This is a genomic window from Cytobacillus sp. S13-E01, assembly GCF_029193815.1.
Classification (GTDB): Bacteria; Bacillota; Bacilli; order Bacillales; family Bacillaceae_L; genus Bacillus_BV.
This window is the reverse complement of sequence record NZ_JARFVC010000011.1, coordinates 1-18261: the sequence shown is the minus strand read 5'-3', so window position 1 is coordinate 18261 and position 18261 is coordinate 1. Positions and strand designations below refer to the sequence as shown.

General features: G+C 36.3%; 20 protein-coding genes. 5 read left to right on the top strand and 15 right to left on the bottom strand.

What is annotated here, in order from left to right; all coding sequences use genetic code 11:
- Positions 1-140: 140 nt before the first annotated feature.
- Entirely contained in the window at positions 141-497 is a 357-nt protein-coding gene (locus PY093_RS09510; protein WP_275645656.1) for a YhjD family protein, read from the top strand.
- 79 nt (positions 498-576) lie between these two features.
- Here PY093_RS09510 and PY093_RS09505 read toward each other — a convergent pair whose 3' ends face one another.
- Positions 577-1134 carry a competence protein ComK gene (locus PY093_RS09505; RefSeq protein WP_275645655.1) on the bottom strand — a complete coding sequence of 186 codons (558 nt, stop codon included), beginning with the start codon at positions 1132-1134 and terminating at the stop codon, positions 577-579.
- Between the two features lie 208 nt (positions 1135-1342).
- Positions 1343-1552, bottom strand: coding sequence for a hypothetical protein (locus PY093_RS09500; RefSeq protein WP_275645722.1), 210 nt, complete (start codon positions 1550-1552; stop codon positions 1343-1345).
- Positions 1553-1704: 152 nt separating this feature from the next.
- Between PY093_RS09500 and PY093_RS09495 the strand changes: the two genes are divergently transcribed.
- Together PY093_RS09495 and PY093_RS09490 are read left to right on the top strand one after the other, a co-directional pair.
- A complete protein-coding gene (locus PY093_RS09495; protein WP_275645654.1) occupies positions 1705-1941 on the top strand; it encodes an IDEAL domain-containing protein in 237 nt (78 codons plus the stop codon).
- 56 nt (positions 1942-1997) lie between these two features.
- The gene (locus tag PY093_RS09490) at positions 1998-2192 is read left to right on the top strand and encodes a hypothetical protein (RefSeq protein WP_275645653.1); all 195 of its coding nucleotides are present in this window, start codon (positions 1998-2000) and stop codon (positions 2190-2192) included.
- Between the two features lie 175 nt (positions 2193-2367).
- On the opposite strand, the gene aceA is transcribed toward PY093_RS09490, so the two are convergent.
- From aceA to PY093_RS09475, 3 genes are all read right to left on the bottom strand, one after another.
- Positions 2368-3648, bottom strand: a complete 1281-nt coding sequence (gene aceA / locus PY093_RS09485) for an isocitrate lyase (RefSeq protein WP_275645652.1) — start codon at positions 3646-3648, stop codon at positions 2368-2370.
- Between the two features lie 35 nt (positions 3649-3683).
- The gene (gene aceB / locus PY093_RS09480; protein WP_275645651.1) at positions 3684-5273 is read right to left on the bottom strand and encodes a malate synthase A; all 1590 of its coding nucleotides are present in this window, start codon (positions 5271-5273) and stop codon (positions 3684-3686) included.
- Between the two features lie 214 nt (positions 5274-5487).
- Positions 5488-6753, bottom strand: a complete 1266-nt coding sequence (locus PY093_RS09475) for a M48 family metallopeptidase (protein ID WP_275645650.1) — start codon at positions 6751-6753, stop codon at positions 5488-5490.
- Positions 6754-6994: 241 nt separating this feature from the next.
- Here PY093_RS09475 and PY093_RS09470 point away from each other — a divergent pair, with 241 nt between their 5' ends.
- Positions 6995-7579, top strand: a complete 585-nt coding sequence (locus tag PY093_RS09470) for an SCO family protein (RefSeq protein WP_275645649.1) — start codon at positions 6995-6997, stop codon at positions 7577-7579.
- A 45-nt stretch (positions 7580-7624) separates the two neighbouring features.
- On the opposite strand, the gene PY093_RS09465 is transcribed toward PY093_RS09470, so the two are convergent.
- From PY093_RS09465 to PY093_RS09430, 8 genes are all read right to left on the bottom strand, one after another.
- Complete coding sequence (locus PY093_RS09465) at positions 7625-7921, bottom strand: AzlD domain-containing protein (RefSeq protein ID WP_481769290.1); 297 nt, start codon at positions 7919-7921, stop codon at positions 7625-7627.
- Between the two features lies 1 nt (position 7922).
- A complete protein-coding gene (locus tag PY093_RS09460) occupies positions 7923-8642 on the bottom strand; it encodes an AzlC family ABC transporter permease (protein WP_275645647.1) in 720 nt (239 codons plus the stop codon).
- Positions 8643-8797: 155 nt separating this feature from the next.
- Positions 8798-9592 (bottom strand): ABC transporter ATP-binding protein, encoded by a 795-nt coding sequence (locus tag PY093_RS09455; protein WP_275645646.1) that lies wholly within the window; start codon positions 9590-9592, stop codon positions 8798-8800.
- Positions 9567-10592, bottom strand: coding sequence for an ABC transporter permease (locus tag PY093_RS09450; RefSeq protein ID WP_275645645.1), 1026 nt, complete (start codon positions 10590-10592; stop codon positions 9567-9569). The genes PY093_RS09455 and PY093_RS09450 overlap by 26 nt, the downstream gene beginning before the upstream one ends.
- Before the next feature lie 289 nt (positions 10593-10881).
- Positions 10882-11883, bottom strand: a complete 1002-nt coding sequence (locus tag PY093_RS09445) for an ABC transporter substrate-binding protein (RefSeq protein WP_275645644.1) — start codon at positions 11881-11883, stop codon at positions 10882-10884.
- Between the two features lie 164 nt (positions 11884-12047).
- The gene (locus PY093_RS09440; protein WP_275645643.1) at positions 12048-12824 is read right to left on the bottom strand and encodes an enoyl-CoA hydratase-related protein; all 777 of its coding nucleotides are present in this window, start codon (positions 12822-12824) and stop codon (positions 12048-12050) included.
- 142 nt (positions 12825-12966) lie between these two features.
- On the bottom strand, positions 12967-14520 hold the full coding sequence (locus tag PY093_RS09435) for a fatty acid--CoA ligase family protein (protein ID WP_275645642.1): 1554 nt from the start codon (positions 14518-14520) through the stop codon (positions 12967-12969).
- A gap of 205 nt (positions 14521-14725) precedes the next feature.
- Positions 14726-15454: an MBL fold metallo-hydrolase gene (locus tag PY093_RS09430; RefSeq protein ID WP_275645641.1), complete on the bottom strand. Its 729-nt coding sequence runs from the start codon at positions 15452-15454 to the stop codon at positions 14726-14728.
- Positions 15455-15606: 152 nt separating this feature from the next.
- Here PY093_RS09430 and yhfH point away from each other — a divergent pair, with 152 nt between their 5' ends.
- The gene (yhfH, locus tag PY093_RS09425) at positions 15607-15741 is read left to right on the top strand and encodes a protein YhfH (protein WP_275645640.1); all 135 of its coding nucleotides are present in this window, start codon (positions 15607-15609) and stop codon (positions 15739-15741) included.
- Between the two features lie 81 nt (positions 15742-15822).
- On the opposite strand, the gene PY093_RS09420 is transcribed toward yhfH, so the two are convergent.
- Together PY093_RS09420 and PY093_RS09415 are read right to left on the bottom strand one after the other, a co-directional pair.
- On the bottom strand, positions 15823-16170 hold the full coding sequence (locus PY093_RS09420) for a substrate-binding domain-containing protein (protein ID WP_275645639.1): 348 nt from the start codon (positions 16168-16170) through the stop codon (positions 15823-15825).
- Positions 16171-16850: 680 nt separating this feature from the next.
- Positions 16851-18134 (bottom strand): IS110 family RNA-guided transposase, encoded by a 1284-nt coding sequence (locus PY093_RS09415; RefSeq protein ID WP_275645258.1) that lies wholly within the window; start codon positions 18132-18134, stop codon positions 16851-16853.
- Positions 18135-18261: the final 127 nt, after the last annotated feature.

The following is an 18261-nucleotide window of genomic DNA, read 5'->3' as shown; positions in this document are numbered from 1 at the left end:
CTTGCATTTATTTTACCATTCTTAAAACTATTTCGATAGCAGAAATACTTTTCTTGAATATATTTTTTTGTCTTGCTTATTTTTCAATTTTGATTTATTATATAACCAAACATACGTTCTTTATGTGAGGAGTTTTTCTAATGACTAGAATTCCAGATGAAGATCGACAAATTCTTGAACAAGCGATCTTCTTACCAATGTTATTAACGATCTTCAACCGCGACATATCAATCATTGAAAGCAGTCCTTTTAAATTAAGAGATCCGTATATACATCTAATTGAAGGAGCTATTAAACGTGTACACAAAGACCTGTATCTTGCCAAACAACAATTAAAAGAAAGAAAGCTTAAAGTCTATCAGATTAAACGGGACGATGCTTTTACGTTATTTTCCTTTATCTATAAAGGCTACGAAGAACAGCATAATTATTTTAATCCAAGGATTAGAAACGAAGTAACGGTACTCATGGAGAAGTATCTAATTAAACATGAATAAAGCCCCTATTAAATGTAGGAGCCATAAAATAATGATACTACTCGAAAAATAACATCTTGCTTGAATCTTTCACTTATGTTTAATACTTATCAATCTCGATTAAATTAGGTTTGTTGTGATTGGGTGCATTCACAATAAAGTTCATTTTTCTTTCCTTTTTTTCTAGTCTACCTGACATAATTGTACGTAACTGGGCTGTACGTTGTAGTTGACTTGTAAAGGAACCTACTGAAACTGGAAGTGAAATTGTTTTTCCGTTATGAAAGAATACTGATGTTTTTCCGTATCCGCCTGAATCCCGTTTTAAAACATGAGCATGTGAAATCCAAGCACACTGTGGTTTTGTAGGTGAGGCTGTCGGAAAGAGGTAAATCATGCTAGTGGCTTCAACTATAATTGGCGATTTGTGGGTAACTCCAGTCAATTCTTTCGTTCCTTCCCGCCTTCCTTTGAGGCTGCTCCCGAAATAACGGCAGCTATGTTCTACAATATCGATTGGTTTCATAGCTACTATGTACTCTCCATCTGTTTCAAGTACTCGTGAGTACTTACTGTCCCCAATTGTTACTGGAATAATTGCCATTGTTTGACAACTTACTTCAAATTCAGTTAAATAGTTAAGCGATTTTTTTTTCATCTTTACCACTCCTTTAACTTTATGAGTATAACCCTCTACAAATCTTACCATTTACTATCATGTTTTTCTATAAATCAACAAAATTTTCACAAATTTGTAACTATTAAGATAAAATTATGCGTGTTAGAATTTATGGATATAAATTCTGATTAGCCAAAAAAAAGTGATTTTCCTTCGTCTGAAGAAAAACCACTATCTTGCGCCATGTTTAAGAATTGTCATATACTTGTTTGATCTCTTTTTCAGCAAAATACTGATTCGCTTGCTCTAACGTAACATGTTCGTCTACTGAATCTCCAGCATACATGGCTTCAGATTCGAATGGGTTATTAGTGTCAAGGTCTTCTGACATTCCAACTACAGGGTTTAAAGGAGTCCCCATTGGAATATCTTTTGAAACATTATAAGGATCTTTCATTTAGAACACCTCCATTACTATCATGGTGTTACAACAGTAAAAAAATACCTGTTTATCTTAGAAAATATCAAATTCTAAAAAATCTAAAAATTCTGTTGATATTTTTCCAACTCAGCAATATAATAGTAAAAAGACATCAGGGGTGATCTTTCTTGAAAAATGAAAAATCCTATACTGAGATCATGAAAGCCCGTACTATGCATAAAATGAAAAACGAAGTCGAATCGATGTTAGACGTGTATATTCAAATGATTCTAGATGAAGCTCTCTACAAAAGAAAAAGAGATTTACTTGAGCAAAAAATAAATGAAGCCATCGATACTCGAAATAAAACATTGTTTATGAGCCTATCAAAGGAATATCAAGAGCTTGCAAAATTTGCTCAATAGCTCATTAGCAGAATTGTTACAGCTTCAATTTTAGTTAAATAGTGAGGTGTGTTAGTATGAGCGGAAAGCTACCAATCATACTATTTGTCGCAGGATTACTGATATATGCTTTTTCAGCTTTATATCCTTTAGGGGTAGCATTTTCTAAGGAAGTGTTTTATTTATTACTAGCTGTTGGTTCAGGTTTCTGTGTCATTAGTGGAAGATTGCAAACGGCTTTACTTAAATATCAAAAGAAAAAAACTGGCTAACCTAATTATAATTTAGGTTAGCCAGTTTTATCTTGCTATAGGCTGGTTTCCTAAACCTAACCTAAGGTTTAGTGGTATCTCTTCTAACCATTTAAAATCTGAAATCGTCTTTTTAAAAAAGACCTTGTAATAATAACATTCAGAGGGGAAAAACCCAGCTGAGTGTTATTTGATTTCATGCTTTTGTGAACTGCTCTTCTTCTGTAGATCCCTTTAAAGCAGTCGTTGATGATGTTCCACCCGTAATAACCTGTGATACCTCGTCAAAATAACCTGTTCCTACTTCACGTTGATGTCTTGTTGCTGTATAGCCGTGTTTTTCGCTCTCGAATTCAGCTTGTTGTAATTCAGAGTATGCCCCCATACCTCTATCCTTATAGCCACGTGCTAATTCAAACATCCCGTGATTTAATGAATGGAACCCTGCCAATGTAACAAATTGGAACTTGTAGCCCATTTTGCCTAATTCAACTTGGAATTTTTCGATTGTTTCATCATCAAGCTTCTTTTTCCAGTTAAACGAAGGTGAGCAATTATAAGCTAATAGCTTACCAGGGAACTTTTCGTGGATAGCATCTGCGAATCTTTGCGCTTGCTCTAAACTAGGTTCAGATGTTTCACACCATACTAAGTCTGCATATGGCGCGTATGCCAATCCACGTGCGATTGCTTGCTCTATCCCTGCTTTTGTACGGAAAAAACCTTCCGGTGTTCTTTCACCCGTAATAAACTCTTGGTCTACAGGATCGATATCACTTGTAATTAAATCTGCTGCATCTGCATCCGTTCTTGCTACAAGGATAGTTGGAACACCCATTACATCTGCCGCAAGTCTTGCAGAAATTAAATTTTTAACCGCAGTCTGTGTAGGAAGTAATACTTTACCTCCTAAGTGACCACACTTCTTTTCTGAAGATAACTGATCTTCGAAATGTACACCAGCGGCTCCTGCTTCAATCATACCCTTCATTAGTTCAAATACATTTAATTGACCACCGAAACCAGCTTCAGCATCAGCAACAATTGGAGCAAACCAATCTGTGTCACCTTGTGCTTCAAGATGTTGAATTTGATCTGCACGCTGTAATGCTTGATTAATTCTTTTAACAACGCTTGGCACACTATTTGCCGGGTATAAGCTTTGATCTGGATACATATGCCCTGAAAGGTTAGCATCAGCAGCAACCTGCCAACCACTTAAATAAATCGCTTTTAAGCCCGCTTTTACTTGTTGAACGGCCTGGTTACCAGTTAATGCACCTAACGCATTTATAAAGTCCTCTGTTTTAAGTAAGTTCCTAAGTTTCTCTGCACCGCGACGTGCTAATGTATGTTCAATATCAATTGATCCACGTAATCGAATAACTTCCTCAGCTTTATATGGACGCTGCACTCCGTTCCAACGATTATCTAACTCCCAGCTTTCTTGTAACTTTTGAATTCTTGAATCTGACATAATATGATTCCTCCTATTACTTTCAAAATTGTTATTTATAGAATTTCATAACCTTTTAATGTTAAAAATTCATCAAAATCATCATTTATGATAAGCTGTTCAAATAGTTCTGTTGCTTCCTTAAACCTTCCATTTTCAAAAGCTTCTGAACCAACCTCGAATTTAATTTTTTCCAACTCTTCTTCTTGAAGCTGCTGTACTAATTCGAATGTTACTTTTCTTCCATCATCAAGTTCTCCTTTTGGATGACGAATCCATTGCCATAGTTGCGCCCTGGAAATTTCGGCTGTTGCTGCATCCTCCATTAGGTTATGAATTGGAGCGGCACCTTTTCCTCTTAGCCATGATTCAATATATTGAATTCCTACATTGATATTTGTACGAACCCCACCCTCTGTAACCTTACCTGCTGGAACGGAAAGCAGATCAGAAGCTGTAACGTTAACATCCTCTCTCTTACGGTTGATTTGGTTCTCCTGTGGCATATAGGCATCAAAAATCTCTTGTGCTATAGGTACAAGACCTGGATGCGCAACCCAAGTACCGTCATGACCGTTCTTTGCTTCTCTCTCTTTGTCAGCTCTTACCTTAGCAAATGCTTCTTCATTTGCTTTTTCGTCATTTTTCACAGGGATTTGTGCTGCCATTCCACCAATTGCATGAACATTTCTTTTATGACAAGTTTTAATAACGAGCTGTGAGTAAGTACTCATAAACGGAACTGTCATCGTCACTTGTAATCTATCAGGTAAAATAACATCCTCAAAGTTTCTAAATCTTTTCAGGTAGCTAAAGATATAATCCCAGCGGCCACAATTCAAGCCCGCTGAATGTTCACATAGTTCGTAAAGAATCTCATCAACTTCGAAAGTAGCAAGGATAGTTTCAATTAAAACAGTCGCTTTAATTGACCCTTGAGGAATTCCAATTTCATTTTGAGCAAATACAAAAACATCGTTCCATAGTTTTGCCTCTTTATGACTTTCCATTTTAGGTAAGTAAAAATAAGGTCCACTACCGTTTGTAAGTAAGTTCTTTGCATTATGATAAAAATAAAGTCCAAAATCTACTAAACTAGCAGAAATCCTTCTTCCATCTAACTCAATATGCTTTTCTTCTAAATGCCATCCTCTTGGTCGAATCTTTAAAGTTGCTGTTTCTTTATTCAGCCTATACTTTTTCCCATTTGGATTTTCAAAGGAAATGCTTCGGTTCACAGCATCACGTAAATTAATCTGACCCTCTATTACATTTTCCCAGGTGGGCGAGTTAGCGTCCTCAAAGTCTGCCATAAAGACCTTGGCTCCAGAGTTAAGTGCATTAATGATCATTTTGCGGTCAACTGGTCCAGTAATCTCGACCCGTCTGTCTAATAGATCCTTTGGCAAAGGTGCAACCGTCCATTTACCATTACGAATATGTTCTGTTTCAGCAAGGAAGTCTGGGAGTTTTCCTTGATTTATTTCTTCCTGTCTTTGTTGTCTTTGCTCCAAAAGCTGTTTTCTGCGTGTTCCGAATTTTGTTTCCAGTCTCTCAATGAAAGCTAATGCCCCAGGTGTTAATATCTCTTCGAATTGTTCAGTCATTCTACCTTTCACTTGAATTCCTGATGTTTGTGTAGCCATTTGTTTTTTCAACACCTTTCAAAAGGATTGTTATAATACAGAATTAATAATTTAAAGGTATTATATAACAGTATCCCCAAAAATGGAACAGTTTTCTAAAAAAAATAAAAAAGTTTTCTGTACTAGTACAGAAAACAGGTAAATAAAGGATTTATCCCGCAGTAACGGGTAGCGCTCAGGGCGTGCACGCCCCTACACTAACCCTCAATGGGGATTATTTATTTTTTTCTACTTGATAATTTTCCAAATGCGTAATTCTTTCTAGCATAGTTGGATGTCCATAACGAAAAAGCTTGACTAAATATGGTGGGTTAACTTGACTCAATCCTGCCCTTGTTAGTTCCTGAAAGGTTTTAACTGCAGCAGCATTGTTTTGTGTCATTTCGATTGCATATGTGTCAGCCGCATTTTCTTGATATCTTGATACTGCATTGGAAAATGGGCTAGCCGCAAAGGTTAACAATGAAATTAATAATAAAAGTAACGGTAGTGAAGCAATGTCCCTACTATCACGTATCTTTAATAAATTCCCCCAGCGTTTTATAATAAAAACCATTAATTTATTTATGATATACAAACCAAGTAAGGTTAGTAGTAAATATCCGGCAATTCCAATATAAATATGTTTCATGACATAATGACCCATCTCATGCGCCATGATGAATAAAATCTCATCATCAGCGAGACGATTTAAGGTCGTATCCCAAAGGACAATCCTCGAATTAGAGCCTATCCCTGTTACATAAGCATTTAATGCATTGGTTTTTTCAGACATATCTACTTCATACACATGCTCTGCAGGAATATTGGCCTTATCAGCAATAGCAAGTATTTTTGTTTCTAACTGTTTATCCTTCAATGGATAAAAATCATTATAAAGTGGATCAATAATTACGGGTTGAACAAACATTAAAATTAACGAAAATGGAACTGACAGTAGCCAAGCGTAAAACCACCAACGTTTTGTACTTTTTCTAATAAGCCAATATAACACACTTACAATAACAATCATCAGTGCATAATTAACCCAAAAATCAATAAGAATATCCTTCATCCAACTTGAAAACTCTTGGGTTGTGATATTATAATTTTTTGAAAAGGTATAACTAAGCCATTGTAGGGGAAATGATAGGACTTCAACCAATAATGATAACCAGAAAAAATAGATAGCAGTTTGAACCACTGATATTTTTGATGACACCATTGACCAGCTACGAAACTTTGCTGAGACTCCTAAAACTAGTACAAACAAATAGATAATCCATTCAATTGGAATTGCTAAAAAGAATAACAAGTTTCTAATTTGTGAGTATTCCTCACTAAGTAATAATTCACGTGAATTCAAAAAAGACTCTGGATCAGCAGCAGTACCTTTGAATTCGGTAGGTATTGCTGTATTTGCTCCATAAAATAAATACCATGTTATAAAAAGAGCAAACAGTAAATAACCAACGATTGACCACCCGATAACTTTTCTCACATTGATGCGCTCCCTTCTATGAAAAGATCTTTAGATGTTGTTCATGGAGTGTACTCTTTTCAAAAACAACCTATATTTACTTTATTGTAGTGTAAATTAAAGACAGATAGAACAACTTGTCTATTTTTGTTCATCAATATTCCTTCATACCTTAGACAAGCTTTAGGATTTAAACAAGTCCACATGTATGATAGTTATAGATTGATTAACTAAATATTGTAATGATGCGGGGTGAACTTTATTGAAAAAGCTATCTATTACCATCATATCCCTACTTGTTCTTGGAATATTAGGAGGTATTTTTTATTTTACAATTTTTCGTCAACCAAGTATGGAGCTCCCAAAAAATGTTGAGTTGGAAACAGCGTATGGCGAGCAATATTCATTTAATAACTTAACGCCTAAGGTACGATTAGTTGAATTCATATATATAAATTGCCCGGATATCTGTCCTGCTACAACACATAAAATGAAACAACTTCGTGAAAAACTTGAAGTTGACGGTGTTTTTGGGGATAATGTTGAGTTTCTAACGATTACAGTCGATCCTAAACGAGATACCGCAAAAGCACTTCAAGAATACGGAAAAGTTTTTGAAATTGGTAATGAAATGGATTGGGTTTTATTAAGAGGAAGTCAAGAAGATACTCAGAAGATTGCTGAAGCCTTTAAATTCTTTTATCGTGACCCTGGTAATGGTATGATTATCCACACAACTTCAACTTACTTAATCGATGAAAATAATAAGTTGATTGAGACTTTTGGAATGGATCAAGAGTTTGACACAGAGAAACTATATAAACAAATCAAGAAGGAAATAGATTAAACAGAAAAATCACCGATTAAAATTTCGGTGATTTTTTTATTGCTGTTAAAAGAAATACGAATACACACTTAATGAAACAATCGCACTTAGAACGACAAGAATTACATTAGCACCGAGATAGGCAACAATAAATGCTGTTGCAGCGCCAATTATTCCGAACCAGATGTCTTCATTTATTGTAAAAATGCCTGGTACAATTAGAGCACCTAAGGTAGCATATGGTACATTTTTTAATACTCCTTGTAGAAATGGTGGTAACTGTATGCCATTCATAAAAACGAGAGGTAGCATCCTTGGAATATATGTTACAACCGCCATTCCAATTATCAATAACAAAATCATATTATCCACTTGTTTTTCCCTCCCCATTTAAGCCCTTAGAGAAGTATTCAACCACGACCGCTGCAACCAATGTTGCTAACACAATTGCCCATCCGGTTGATAGAAATTGAGAAAATGCTGTATTACCAATTGCTGCAATCCCTGCTAGAACAATTACTTTTCGCTGTTTTTTCATCGAAGGTACTAATAGACCAACAAACATTGCATACAATGCGACAGACATGCTTTCTTGTAAATTTGTAGGTAAACTTGATCCAATCACATGTCCTATCCCCGAATTTATTACCCAGCTTGAATACGCCATTATGATTACTCCGAACATGTAACCAGCAGTAACTTTCCCTTCTTTTACAGCAGAAACAGAAAACGTTTCATCAGTCACTCCAAAGGCATATAGTGCCTTCTTAAAAGATAAATCATCCTCGACCTTTTCATTGAGTGAAGCAGACATTAAAAAATGGCGGATGTTTACAATTAATGTTGTTAATATTATTTCAAACATACCCGTACCAACGGCAAGTAAACTAAGTGCTATGTATTGCGACGCACCTGCGAAAACAAGTAAACTCATTAAAACAGTTTCAGAAACTGAAAGTCCAGTAGACTTAGCTATAAGTCCAAAGGTAAGTGCAACTGGCATATAACCGATCGCGATGCTTAAGCCTGCTTGAACACCTTCACGAAATTCTGACTGTTTTCTGGCTAATATTGTTGTTGACATCAGTTATCTCCCTCTTACATTAGATATCTACTATTTCCTTAAAATTAAACCCTTTTAAGATTATTTTACATTAAAATTAGATTCAATAGAGAAATTATATCTTATTTTTTCCTTTTAATAAAAAAAACATAGAAAATAAATTCTATGTCTTTTTTTTATCCTAAAATTGCGCGATCATTCGCTAGTTGTTCACCACGAATACGTTGGAATTCAGATAATAACTGAGATATTGTTAGTTCTTGCTTTTCTTTACCTTCTGCTTCAAAAATAATTTGGCCTTTATCCATCATGATTAACCGATTTCCCAAATCTAAAGCTTGTTGCATATTATGGGTTACCATCATAGTTGTAAGTCCGTGTCTTTGGATAATTTCTTTTGTTAAATTAGTAATCAACTCTGCCCTAGATGGGTCAAGGGCGGCTGTATGCTCGTCAAGCAATAAAATACTAGGTTCAGTAAAGGTTGCCATCAGTAGGGATAATGCTTGACGCTCTCCTCCTGACAATAAGCCAACCTTTGCATTTAGGCGATTTTCAAGTCCTAAGTGTAATGTTTCTAATTGCTCTTTAAAAAACGTTCTACGTTGTTTCGTTACTCCCAAATGAAAGGTTCGAGATTTTGTTCGTGAATAGGCAATCGCCAGGTTTTCCTCTATCGTCATTGTAGGAGCAGTCCCTGCCATTGGATCTTGAAATACTCTACCGATTAACTTTGCCCTTTGGTGCTCTGCCATATTTGTTACATCAGTCCCATTAATTAAAACTTTACCAAAATCAGGAATTAGGCGTCCTGCAATTGTATTCATAACGGTAGATTTCCCAGCTCCATTACTGCCAATCACTGTAATGAAATCTCCTGCCTTTAGAGACAGGTTGAGGTGGTCAAGTGCTACCTTCTCATCTGCTGTACCTTCATTAAATACTTTATAAATCTGATTCAGTTGTAGCAAGATTCTCACCCCGTTTCGTCCCGTCATTTACCATTTTACTATTTTGTAGTCGTGCTTTTTTCCGTCTCTTCTCACGTCCAGCATCGACAATTTTCGGAAATACAAGTGCAAAAATGACGATTGCAGCTGTAATTAGTTTAACATCACCCGTTTCTAGAAATTCTACACGAAGTGCCAGCCCAACAACTAGTCTATAGATAATCGCACCACCGATAACAGCTAGAGTTGTACGAGCAATCGATTTGTTTCCAAAAACAGCTTCCCCAATTATAACTGAAGCAAGACCGATAATAATCATTCCAATTCCCATCCCAATATCACTAAAGCCGTTGTATTGAGCAATCATTGCCCCAGAAAATGCTACTAGTGCATTCGATAACCCTAATCCAAGTGTTGTAAGTTGATTCGTATTGGCTGAGAAACTTCGAATCATATTCTTATTGTCTCCTGCCGCCCTTAAGGAAAGACCAATTTCAGTTTTTAGGAAGCGATCAATCACTAGTTTAATAGTAATTGTAATGATTGCACCAAAAAATAGGACTGCCCACGTTTTTGGAATAAAACCAGAAACTCCTATAGCAGAAAGGAGATTGGTGATAAACTCATCGATCCCTAACCCCTTCCAAAAATCAGACATTATTTTAACAACCGTTGATTCCTGTAAAAGTGGCACGTTTGATCTACCCATAATTCGAAGGTTAATAGAATAAAGTGCAATCATCATTAAAATCCCTGATAATAATGGATTAATCTTTCCTTTTGTATGAAGTATTCCAGTTAAGCTACCTGCAAGAAAGCCGGCAAATAATGCTGCGATCGTCGCAACAAACGGATTAAACCCATTTACAATCATAATGGCCGAAACTGAGGCACCTGTAACAAAACTTCCATCAACAGTTAAATCAGGAAAATCAAGAATTCGAAATGAGAGGTAAACTCCCAGTGCCATTATTGCGTATAGGATTCCTGATTCGACTGATCCAAAAATGGCTATTGACATTATCTTCACCCTTTCAGTTTTTGAAAAAAGAGACTTGATTTTCTCTTTCAAACTCCTCATGCTGTTATTGGATACTCTTAATAAGAAAAGCGCAGGGCGCCCGCCTATCGGCGACAAGCATAAGACGGTTCCTTTAAGAAGGTGGTTTTTCCTTCTTAAAGGAAATGGCTTATGACCTCAGGTCCGATGGCCCTTGGAGCTAGACACTAAAACTAGGTACAACCTTTTATACTTTCATATCTTTTTAAAAAATACGTTCCTCTTGAAAAAAATCAAGAGGAACATTTTATTACTCGCTGTATTCAGCTAGTTCATCCCATTCTGGTTTAAGCTCTATTCCCATGTCAGCTGCAGCATTTTTATTAATTAAAAGTTTTAAGTTTCCAGGATATTGTACCGGTAAATCAGCTATAGCTTTTTCCTTTGTTAACACCTGTGCCGCCATTACCCCAGCTTCATAGCCAATATCAAAATAATCAAAGCCATATGCAGCAAAGCCTCCACGTTCCACTGAGTCAAGCTCACCTACGAACAAAGGAATATCTGCATCATTGGCAACTTGGATCACTGATTCTAAGGCTGAAACTACTGTATTATCAGTAATAATGTAGAACACATCTACACTTCCTACTAACGATTCAGCCGCTTGTTTTACCTCGGCTGAAGTGGATACTGATACTAATTTTGTTTTTAAGTCTGTACCTTCCATCGCTTTTTCGACCAGTTCAATTTGTGCAGTTGAGTTTTGTTCTCCGGAATTATAGATCATCCCAACACTTGATGCACCACCAAAATAGTCGGCAATAAATTTAATCGTATTTGGAATCGCATCAGGATGAGTATCTGTTGTACCTGTAATATTTTGTCCCGGCTTATCCATCGCCTCAACAAGTCCAGCACCGATTGGATCTGTAACTGAAGTGAACAAAATAGGAATCTCACTGGTAACATTTAAAGCACTAAGTGCACTAGGGGTTGAGTTTGCAAAAATTAAATCTACCTTGTCCCCTACAAAATTGGTTGCAATGGTTTGGTTATTATTTTGATCGCCTTGTGCGATTTGTACATCATAATCAACTGAAAGCCCTTTGTCTGAAAGAGCCTTTTGAAATCCTTCCAAAGCTTTATCCAACGAAGGATGCTCGACAATTTGAGTTACACCTACCTTATAGGTACTTTCCTCTGTTTTTTCTCCACCATTTGAAGTGCTAGTTCCTCCACACCCACCTAAAATGAATAAGGAACTTGCAATAGAACCACCAACTAATAATGACTTCCAACCTTTTTTCATCTAAACATCCCCCTTTTATAAAACCTAGCTTTTATGCTTTTTGGCTTTTATGCTTTTATGCGTTAAATTAAATTATACATAAATAATAATAAACTACAAGATTTTTTTAAAAAATTAGGGCCTGACCCCCACCGCTTTAAAGGTGTGGAGGTCAGGCCCTTTTATTACTTTCCTTTAAAAACTGGCTTTCTTTTCTCATTGAAGGCATTTAAGGCTTCCACACGATCTTCAGTCGGAATTGTTACTTCATACGCTTTTCGTTCGATTTTAAGACCTGTTTGAATGTCAGCATTCATGCCTTCTTTTATAGCAAACTTCGCCTGTTGGAGCGCAATTGGCCCATTCTTTAACATTTCATTAGCAAAAGCGTAGCTCATTTCAAGCAACATATCACGAGAGACTACTTTTGTTAGGATTCCATAAGAGTATGCCTCATCTGAAGTAAGTTTTCGCGCTGTTAAAATAAGTTCTAAGGCCTTTGTTTCGCCAATTAAACGAGGTAATCTTTGAGTTCCTCCAGCCCCTGGGATGATCGCCAAGCTTGTTTCTGTTAACCCCATTAATGTATCCTTGACAGCTATTCGAAAATCACAAGCTAAAGCAAGTTCCATTCCACCACCAAAAGCATATCCATTAATGGCAGCAATCGTTGGCTGCGGTAAATTTTCTATACTTGAAAATACTTCACCAATCTTATAAACATTCCGCTTGACCTCTGCAGGAGTAAGTGTTTTCCTTTCTTTCAGGTCAGCACCTACGCTAAATGATTTTTCACCTGATCCTGTAATAACTACAACACGAACATCTTGGTTCGTCCGAATTTCTTCAACTACATCTGATAGCTTCTTTAATGATTCAAAATTAAAGCAGTTCATCGCATCAGGTCTATTTATCGTGATTGTTGCAATATAATTTTCTACATGATAAAGAACTGATTCCATTTGTTTTTCCCCTCCAAAACTCATGTCATCGCTTACATTTTATTTCTCTATAAATTAGGAAAAATCCTTTATTTAAATATTCATAGTATCATTCGTAAAAAATAGCCAGCCTACTAAATGCAGCTGACTACTACTTCCTAATCTATTTCTGGAGAACTTTATCCTTTAATGCGCGTCTTAGAATTTTACCTGTTGTATTTTTAGGTAGTTCCTCTAAAAATACAATGGAGTTAGGCACTTTATATTTAGCTAGGTGCCCCTGGCAATATTCTATTAAACTTTCTTCAGTTAGTGATTGATCTTTAACAACTACATAGCAATTTACTGCCTCGCCAAAGTTAGGATCTGGAACACCTAAAACAGCAACTTCAACAACCCCTGGGTGGTCATATAAAACTTCTTCTACTTCGCGTGGATATACATTGTAACCGCCTACAATAATGAGATCTTTCTTACGATCAACGATAAAGAAATAGCCATCTTCATCCATTTTTGCTAGATCACCAGTATACAACCAGCCATTTCGAATGGAGTGAGCTGTTTCTTCTGGCATTTTATAATAACCTTGCATTACGTTCGGTCCACGAACGACTAGTTCGCCAACCTCACCTGGGGCTACTTCTTCACCTAATTCATTTACAATTTTGTTTTCAACATTAATGATACTCATACCAATCGAGCCAGCTTTTCGAGGACGATCTAGTGGGTTAAAGCATGTAACTGGTGATGCCTCAGATAGACCATATCCTTCTGAAACAAGAACCTGGAACTTGTTCTCAAAGCTTTTAAGGAGGGCAACTGGCATGGATGCACCACCTGAAATACAAAGACGCAGACTTTTTAAATCTTCTACTTTACCTTCTGGGTATTGTACTAAGAAATTGTACATTGTTGGAACGCCAGCAAATACAGTTGCGTTGTGCTCTTTAGCAACTCTAAATATTTCCGCCGGACTAAACCTTGGTACAATTATTAATGTTCCACCGTTCATTAGTGGCGCATTTAAAGCAACTGTTAGACAGAATACATGGAACATCGGAAGTGTTGCAATTACACTGTCTGAATCTGATATCTTCAAATAGTTTGCAACATCACTTGCATTGCTAAATAAGTTTTTATGAGTCAGCAGTGCACCTTTTGGTTTACCTGTTGTTCCAGAAGTATATAGTATAACAGCTATGTCATCATCATTTAAAACTGGACCTTCGAATAACAAATCACCCAAACTTAATAAGTTTGTAAACGATTTCAATTTAGGGGAAATAGATAGAGTGCTTACATCAAGATCGCTTTCTGCCCCCTTTGGTGTTTCACATACAATAATATGTTCTACCACTGGGAGAGCTCCATTCATTTTTTCAAATAAAGGGACAAGTAAATCAAGGGCAATAATCGTTTTTACATCGCCGTTGTTGAGAATGTATCCGATTTCATCCGGCGTATAAATTGGGTTAATTGGAATAACTGTTGCACCAGCTCGTAAAGCTCCATATAAACTTATAATAAAATGCGGTGAGTTACCTAATAATAGAGCAACATGGTCGCCTTTAGAGATTCCCAGCTTCGTAAGACCACTTGCAAATTTTGTTACTGCTGCATCAAGCTCTGCATATGTACTTGTAGAATCATTAAAAATGAATGCTGGTTTACTGTGATACTTCTTTGCTGTTACCCCAAGTTGTGAAGTTAAATTCATATAAACGCCTCCCCTTAATTTTTGTGAATGAATAATCATTCATCTTTCTATAATATTCTAAATATATTATATTGAAAGAAAACTAAACTAGCAAGAATTACATTGTGAACTTTTAAAATAACCCTGCTGTCATTAAAAAATATGGTGTCGATTTTAAAAAAACTCTCCGATTTTGTAAAGGAAAGTTTTTCAAAAATAATAACTGTCAATTCCAGACATATCCAGATTTAGCTAATGTTATTAAGCCAGAGTAGTAGGTAGCGGCTTGTTCTATTAATAGTTGATGATTTCCAAAGTGTGGTAAATGGGTTAACAGTAAGTTTTTTACATTCGCCTTCCCGGCAACATTGCCAGCATCAGAGCTTGTCATATGTCCATAAGCAGCCCCATTTTGTCCCTCATAGAGATTACACTCGCATATTAACAAATCTGCCTCGACAGAAAAGCTAGTAAGTTCTTCAAAATAGCTGGTATCCGCTGTAAATACAACTGTTTTATTTCCATTTGAAATTCGCATGGCATAACACGGTACGGGATGCTTAGTCATTAAAAACGAAATGGAAAATGGACCAATCTGGATACCTTCTGGTTGATAGTCAATACCTACGGTGCAACCTTTATACTGTAGTTTAGTGAAACCATCTCGATCTAATGTATGTCCATATATAGGCAATTCACTGACCCCAGCCACTAAAGACTTCGAAATTAAACGAGCATACTGCAGAGGACCTATATCAGCAATATGGTCATGATGGTAGTGAGAAATAATAACCGCATCAAGCTCTTCTACCTTTATGTAATTTTGAAGCTGCGCTACAACACCACTACCACAATCGAGCAGTAAATTAAAACCATTGTCCTGAATTAAATATCCAGAAGTAGCCTCATTCACCCCTGGAAATCCTCCCCAAAAGCCTACAACAGTAACTTTCAACTTTATTCACTCCTTAAAAATAAGTCACATTTCACTATATACCATTATAAAGGCATTTTCATCTTTTTAAAAATTGTTACAAAACAGTTATTGACCGTTATTAGCTGTTATAGTACAATTAAACTAATAAAACACAATGGAGGGGATCAATAATGATAATTAAAAGTACAGAGTTTTTCAAAAATCTTCCTGCTAAAAAGTGTATCGAATGTGAAAACGAAATTAATGAGCAACATGAGTGCTATGGAAATAAATGTGACAATTGTATTCAACTAGGTAACCACTAAATATAAATAAACTTACTCAGTGGGGGTTTAACTGCCCCTTATTGCAGATATATTTAAAGCAGCCTAATTAATTGGCTGCTTTTATGTTTTCACAATATGTGGTATTTGACTTAATGTGGATTTTCTAACTACTAGTTCTAACGAAAATTCATGCGATTCGCGAACACGATAGTTCTTACTATTTATTTTATCTAGCAATATAGTTACTGCTTTTTCACCGATTTTATCGATGGGTTGGTATACAGTTGATATTGTTGGCTGTACTAATTCTGTTATCATTTGATTATCAAAACCGATTACCGCTAACTGTTTTGGTAGTTCCCATCCGTAGGATGTTGCTTCCGAAATGATTCCGGCAGCTACTTCATCTCCACCGGTAAGAAAAGCGCAGGGCGCCCGCCTATCGGCGCGTCGATTAAAACCCGCCACGTCCTGTGGCGAACATCGACATCAGCACATCCTGTGCAGTCAAGCATAAGACGAGCCTTCTGGAAGGTTGTTCTTTGACCTTCCAGACGGATTGGCTTATACCATAGAGCCGGGTGGCACCCGGAGCTAGACACTAAAACTAGGTACAAACTTTTATACTCCCTCATTAAAGTAAGGTTTTTCTCTTGTTTTCTCTGTTTTTCTCAGTATTTCAAATTTCAATAAGACTGCACTTTAATGGACTAACAGAACTTTATTTGTATTTTAGAGGAGGAGGACATAGTTAAATAAACCCTCTTCTTCTATTTTTTTACAAAAAAGGATAATATCTAGAAATATGGTCGCTATTGGATCCCACAATGTTCATGGCGGCACACCCTCCCATTTCTCACGGCGTCATATGAAAAATATGCGCATACATTCCTTCGTTCTGCCTATCCATGAAGTGGGGTCGGCGATGCTTTCTTGCGGGGTCATTGCCCAATAGTATAAATGCTTGCCGACTGCTCCTAGCTTCTGTTGTAAGTCTTCTTCAAATTGAAACAACTTTAAAATACTTCGACTACTAAGTGAATAAAAAATGAGAATTAAATATTGTCATCGATACTACTGTTTATGTTATATAAATCTTCGACTATTTTCTGCACCTAACTTCTTTTTGATCACTTTACCCTATCCTTTTAAGCAGCTTCTTGCATACTAAAATGAGGAATATCTTGTAACATTTTAGCTGGTTCAAACTCAATTTGTTTCTTTCCAATCGTAAATAAAATACGAATTAATTTACAACATATAGCGATGATAGACTGCTTCTTTTTTAATGGATTTTCATTTCGTGTAATAAAGTACTGATGTAGTGCCTTAAATGCAGGATTTTGAGCTACAAGAGGCAACACGACTTTAAACAATAGTGCCCTTAATTTAGGACGCCCTCGTTTAGTAATAATTGTTTGCCCTTTCCACTTTCCTGATGTAGCTAGTTTTAAGTTTAATCCTGCTAACTTAACAATTTGGTCGGGATGTGAGTACTTTTGTAAATCACCGACTTCTGCAAAAAAGGAGGCTACTGTAACTTGTCCAATACCTTTAATATCTCCCATCTCTCTCGCCCCTGGAACATCTTGTATGATGTTCTCTACTTCACTCCAGACGCTCTCTAATTGTTCTGAAAGAAGATCGTATTGGTCTAGTAAGCTTTTTAATTTTAACCTAGCTAGACTTCGCCCCTCTTTAATGCCTACTGAACGAAGGGCAACGTTTTTCAACTGAACAACCTTCTTTATTCCCACACCTTTTTTAACTTCTTTACGAATTTCAGCTAGAATTTCCAAGTCTTCACGCTCTAATAACTCATCAGGAAAAAGTCCCATTCTTAGAACTTGTAGAGAAGCTTTTCCATCCCACTTCCCAAAGACCGTTAAATATTCAGGAAAGAAACGGTCGAGCCATTGGTGAACTATATTTTTCACAGCTGTTAGGTCCTGTACCAATTGGTTATATAGGTTCATACCTTCACGTAAATCCGAGTATATACCTTCCGGTAAATTGGGCTCCGAATATCTTCCGCCCTCAATAAGTCTAGAGATAACTCTAGCATCCTTGAAATCATTCTTAGTAGGAGAATTGTCATCTAACTCCTTTGTTTGCTTAACATGAGCTGGATTAACTACAACCACCTTTTTTCCTTTTTCTTTTAGCCAATAAGCCAACGGAAGCCAATAATGTCCAGTAGGTTCCATCCCAATGATGACATCTTCCTTAGACTGTTTAGCTTTGATTTGATTTAACCAGTTTATGAAACCTTCAAAACCCTCATATGTGTTTAAAAATGTATGAGCTTTTCCAAATTGTATACCTCTATAATCTTGTGCTCTTGCGACATGCTTATGTTTAGCAATGTCAACCCCTATAATTAAGGTTTTTTCTGTAAGTTGCAGAATCTTGTCATTTTGTTTATACTTCATTTTATGTCCTCCTTTGGTTATTAAATGTCCTTTGCGCTGATCAGCTTGGACACTTTGTATCATACCAAGGAGGCTTATTTTATTCAAATCTCATTTTGCTTTAATACAGGAATGCTTTCTTATCTTT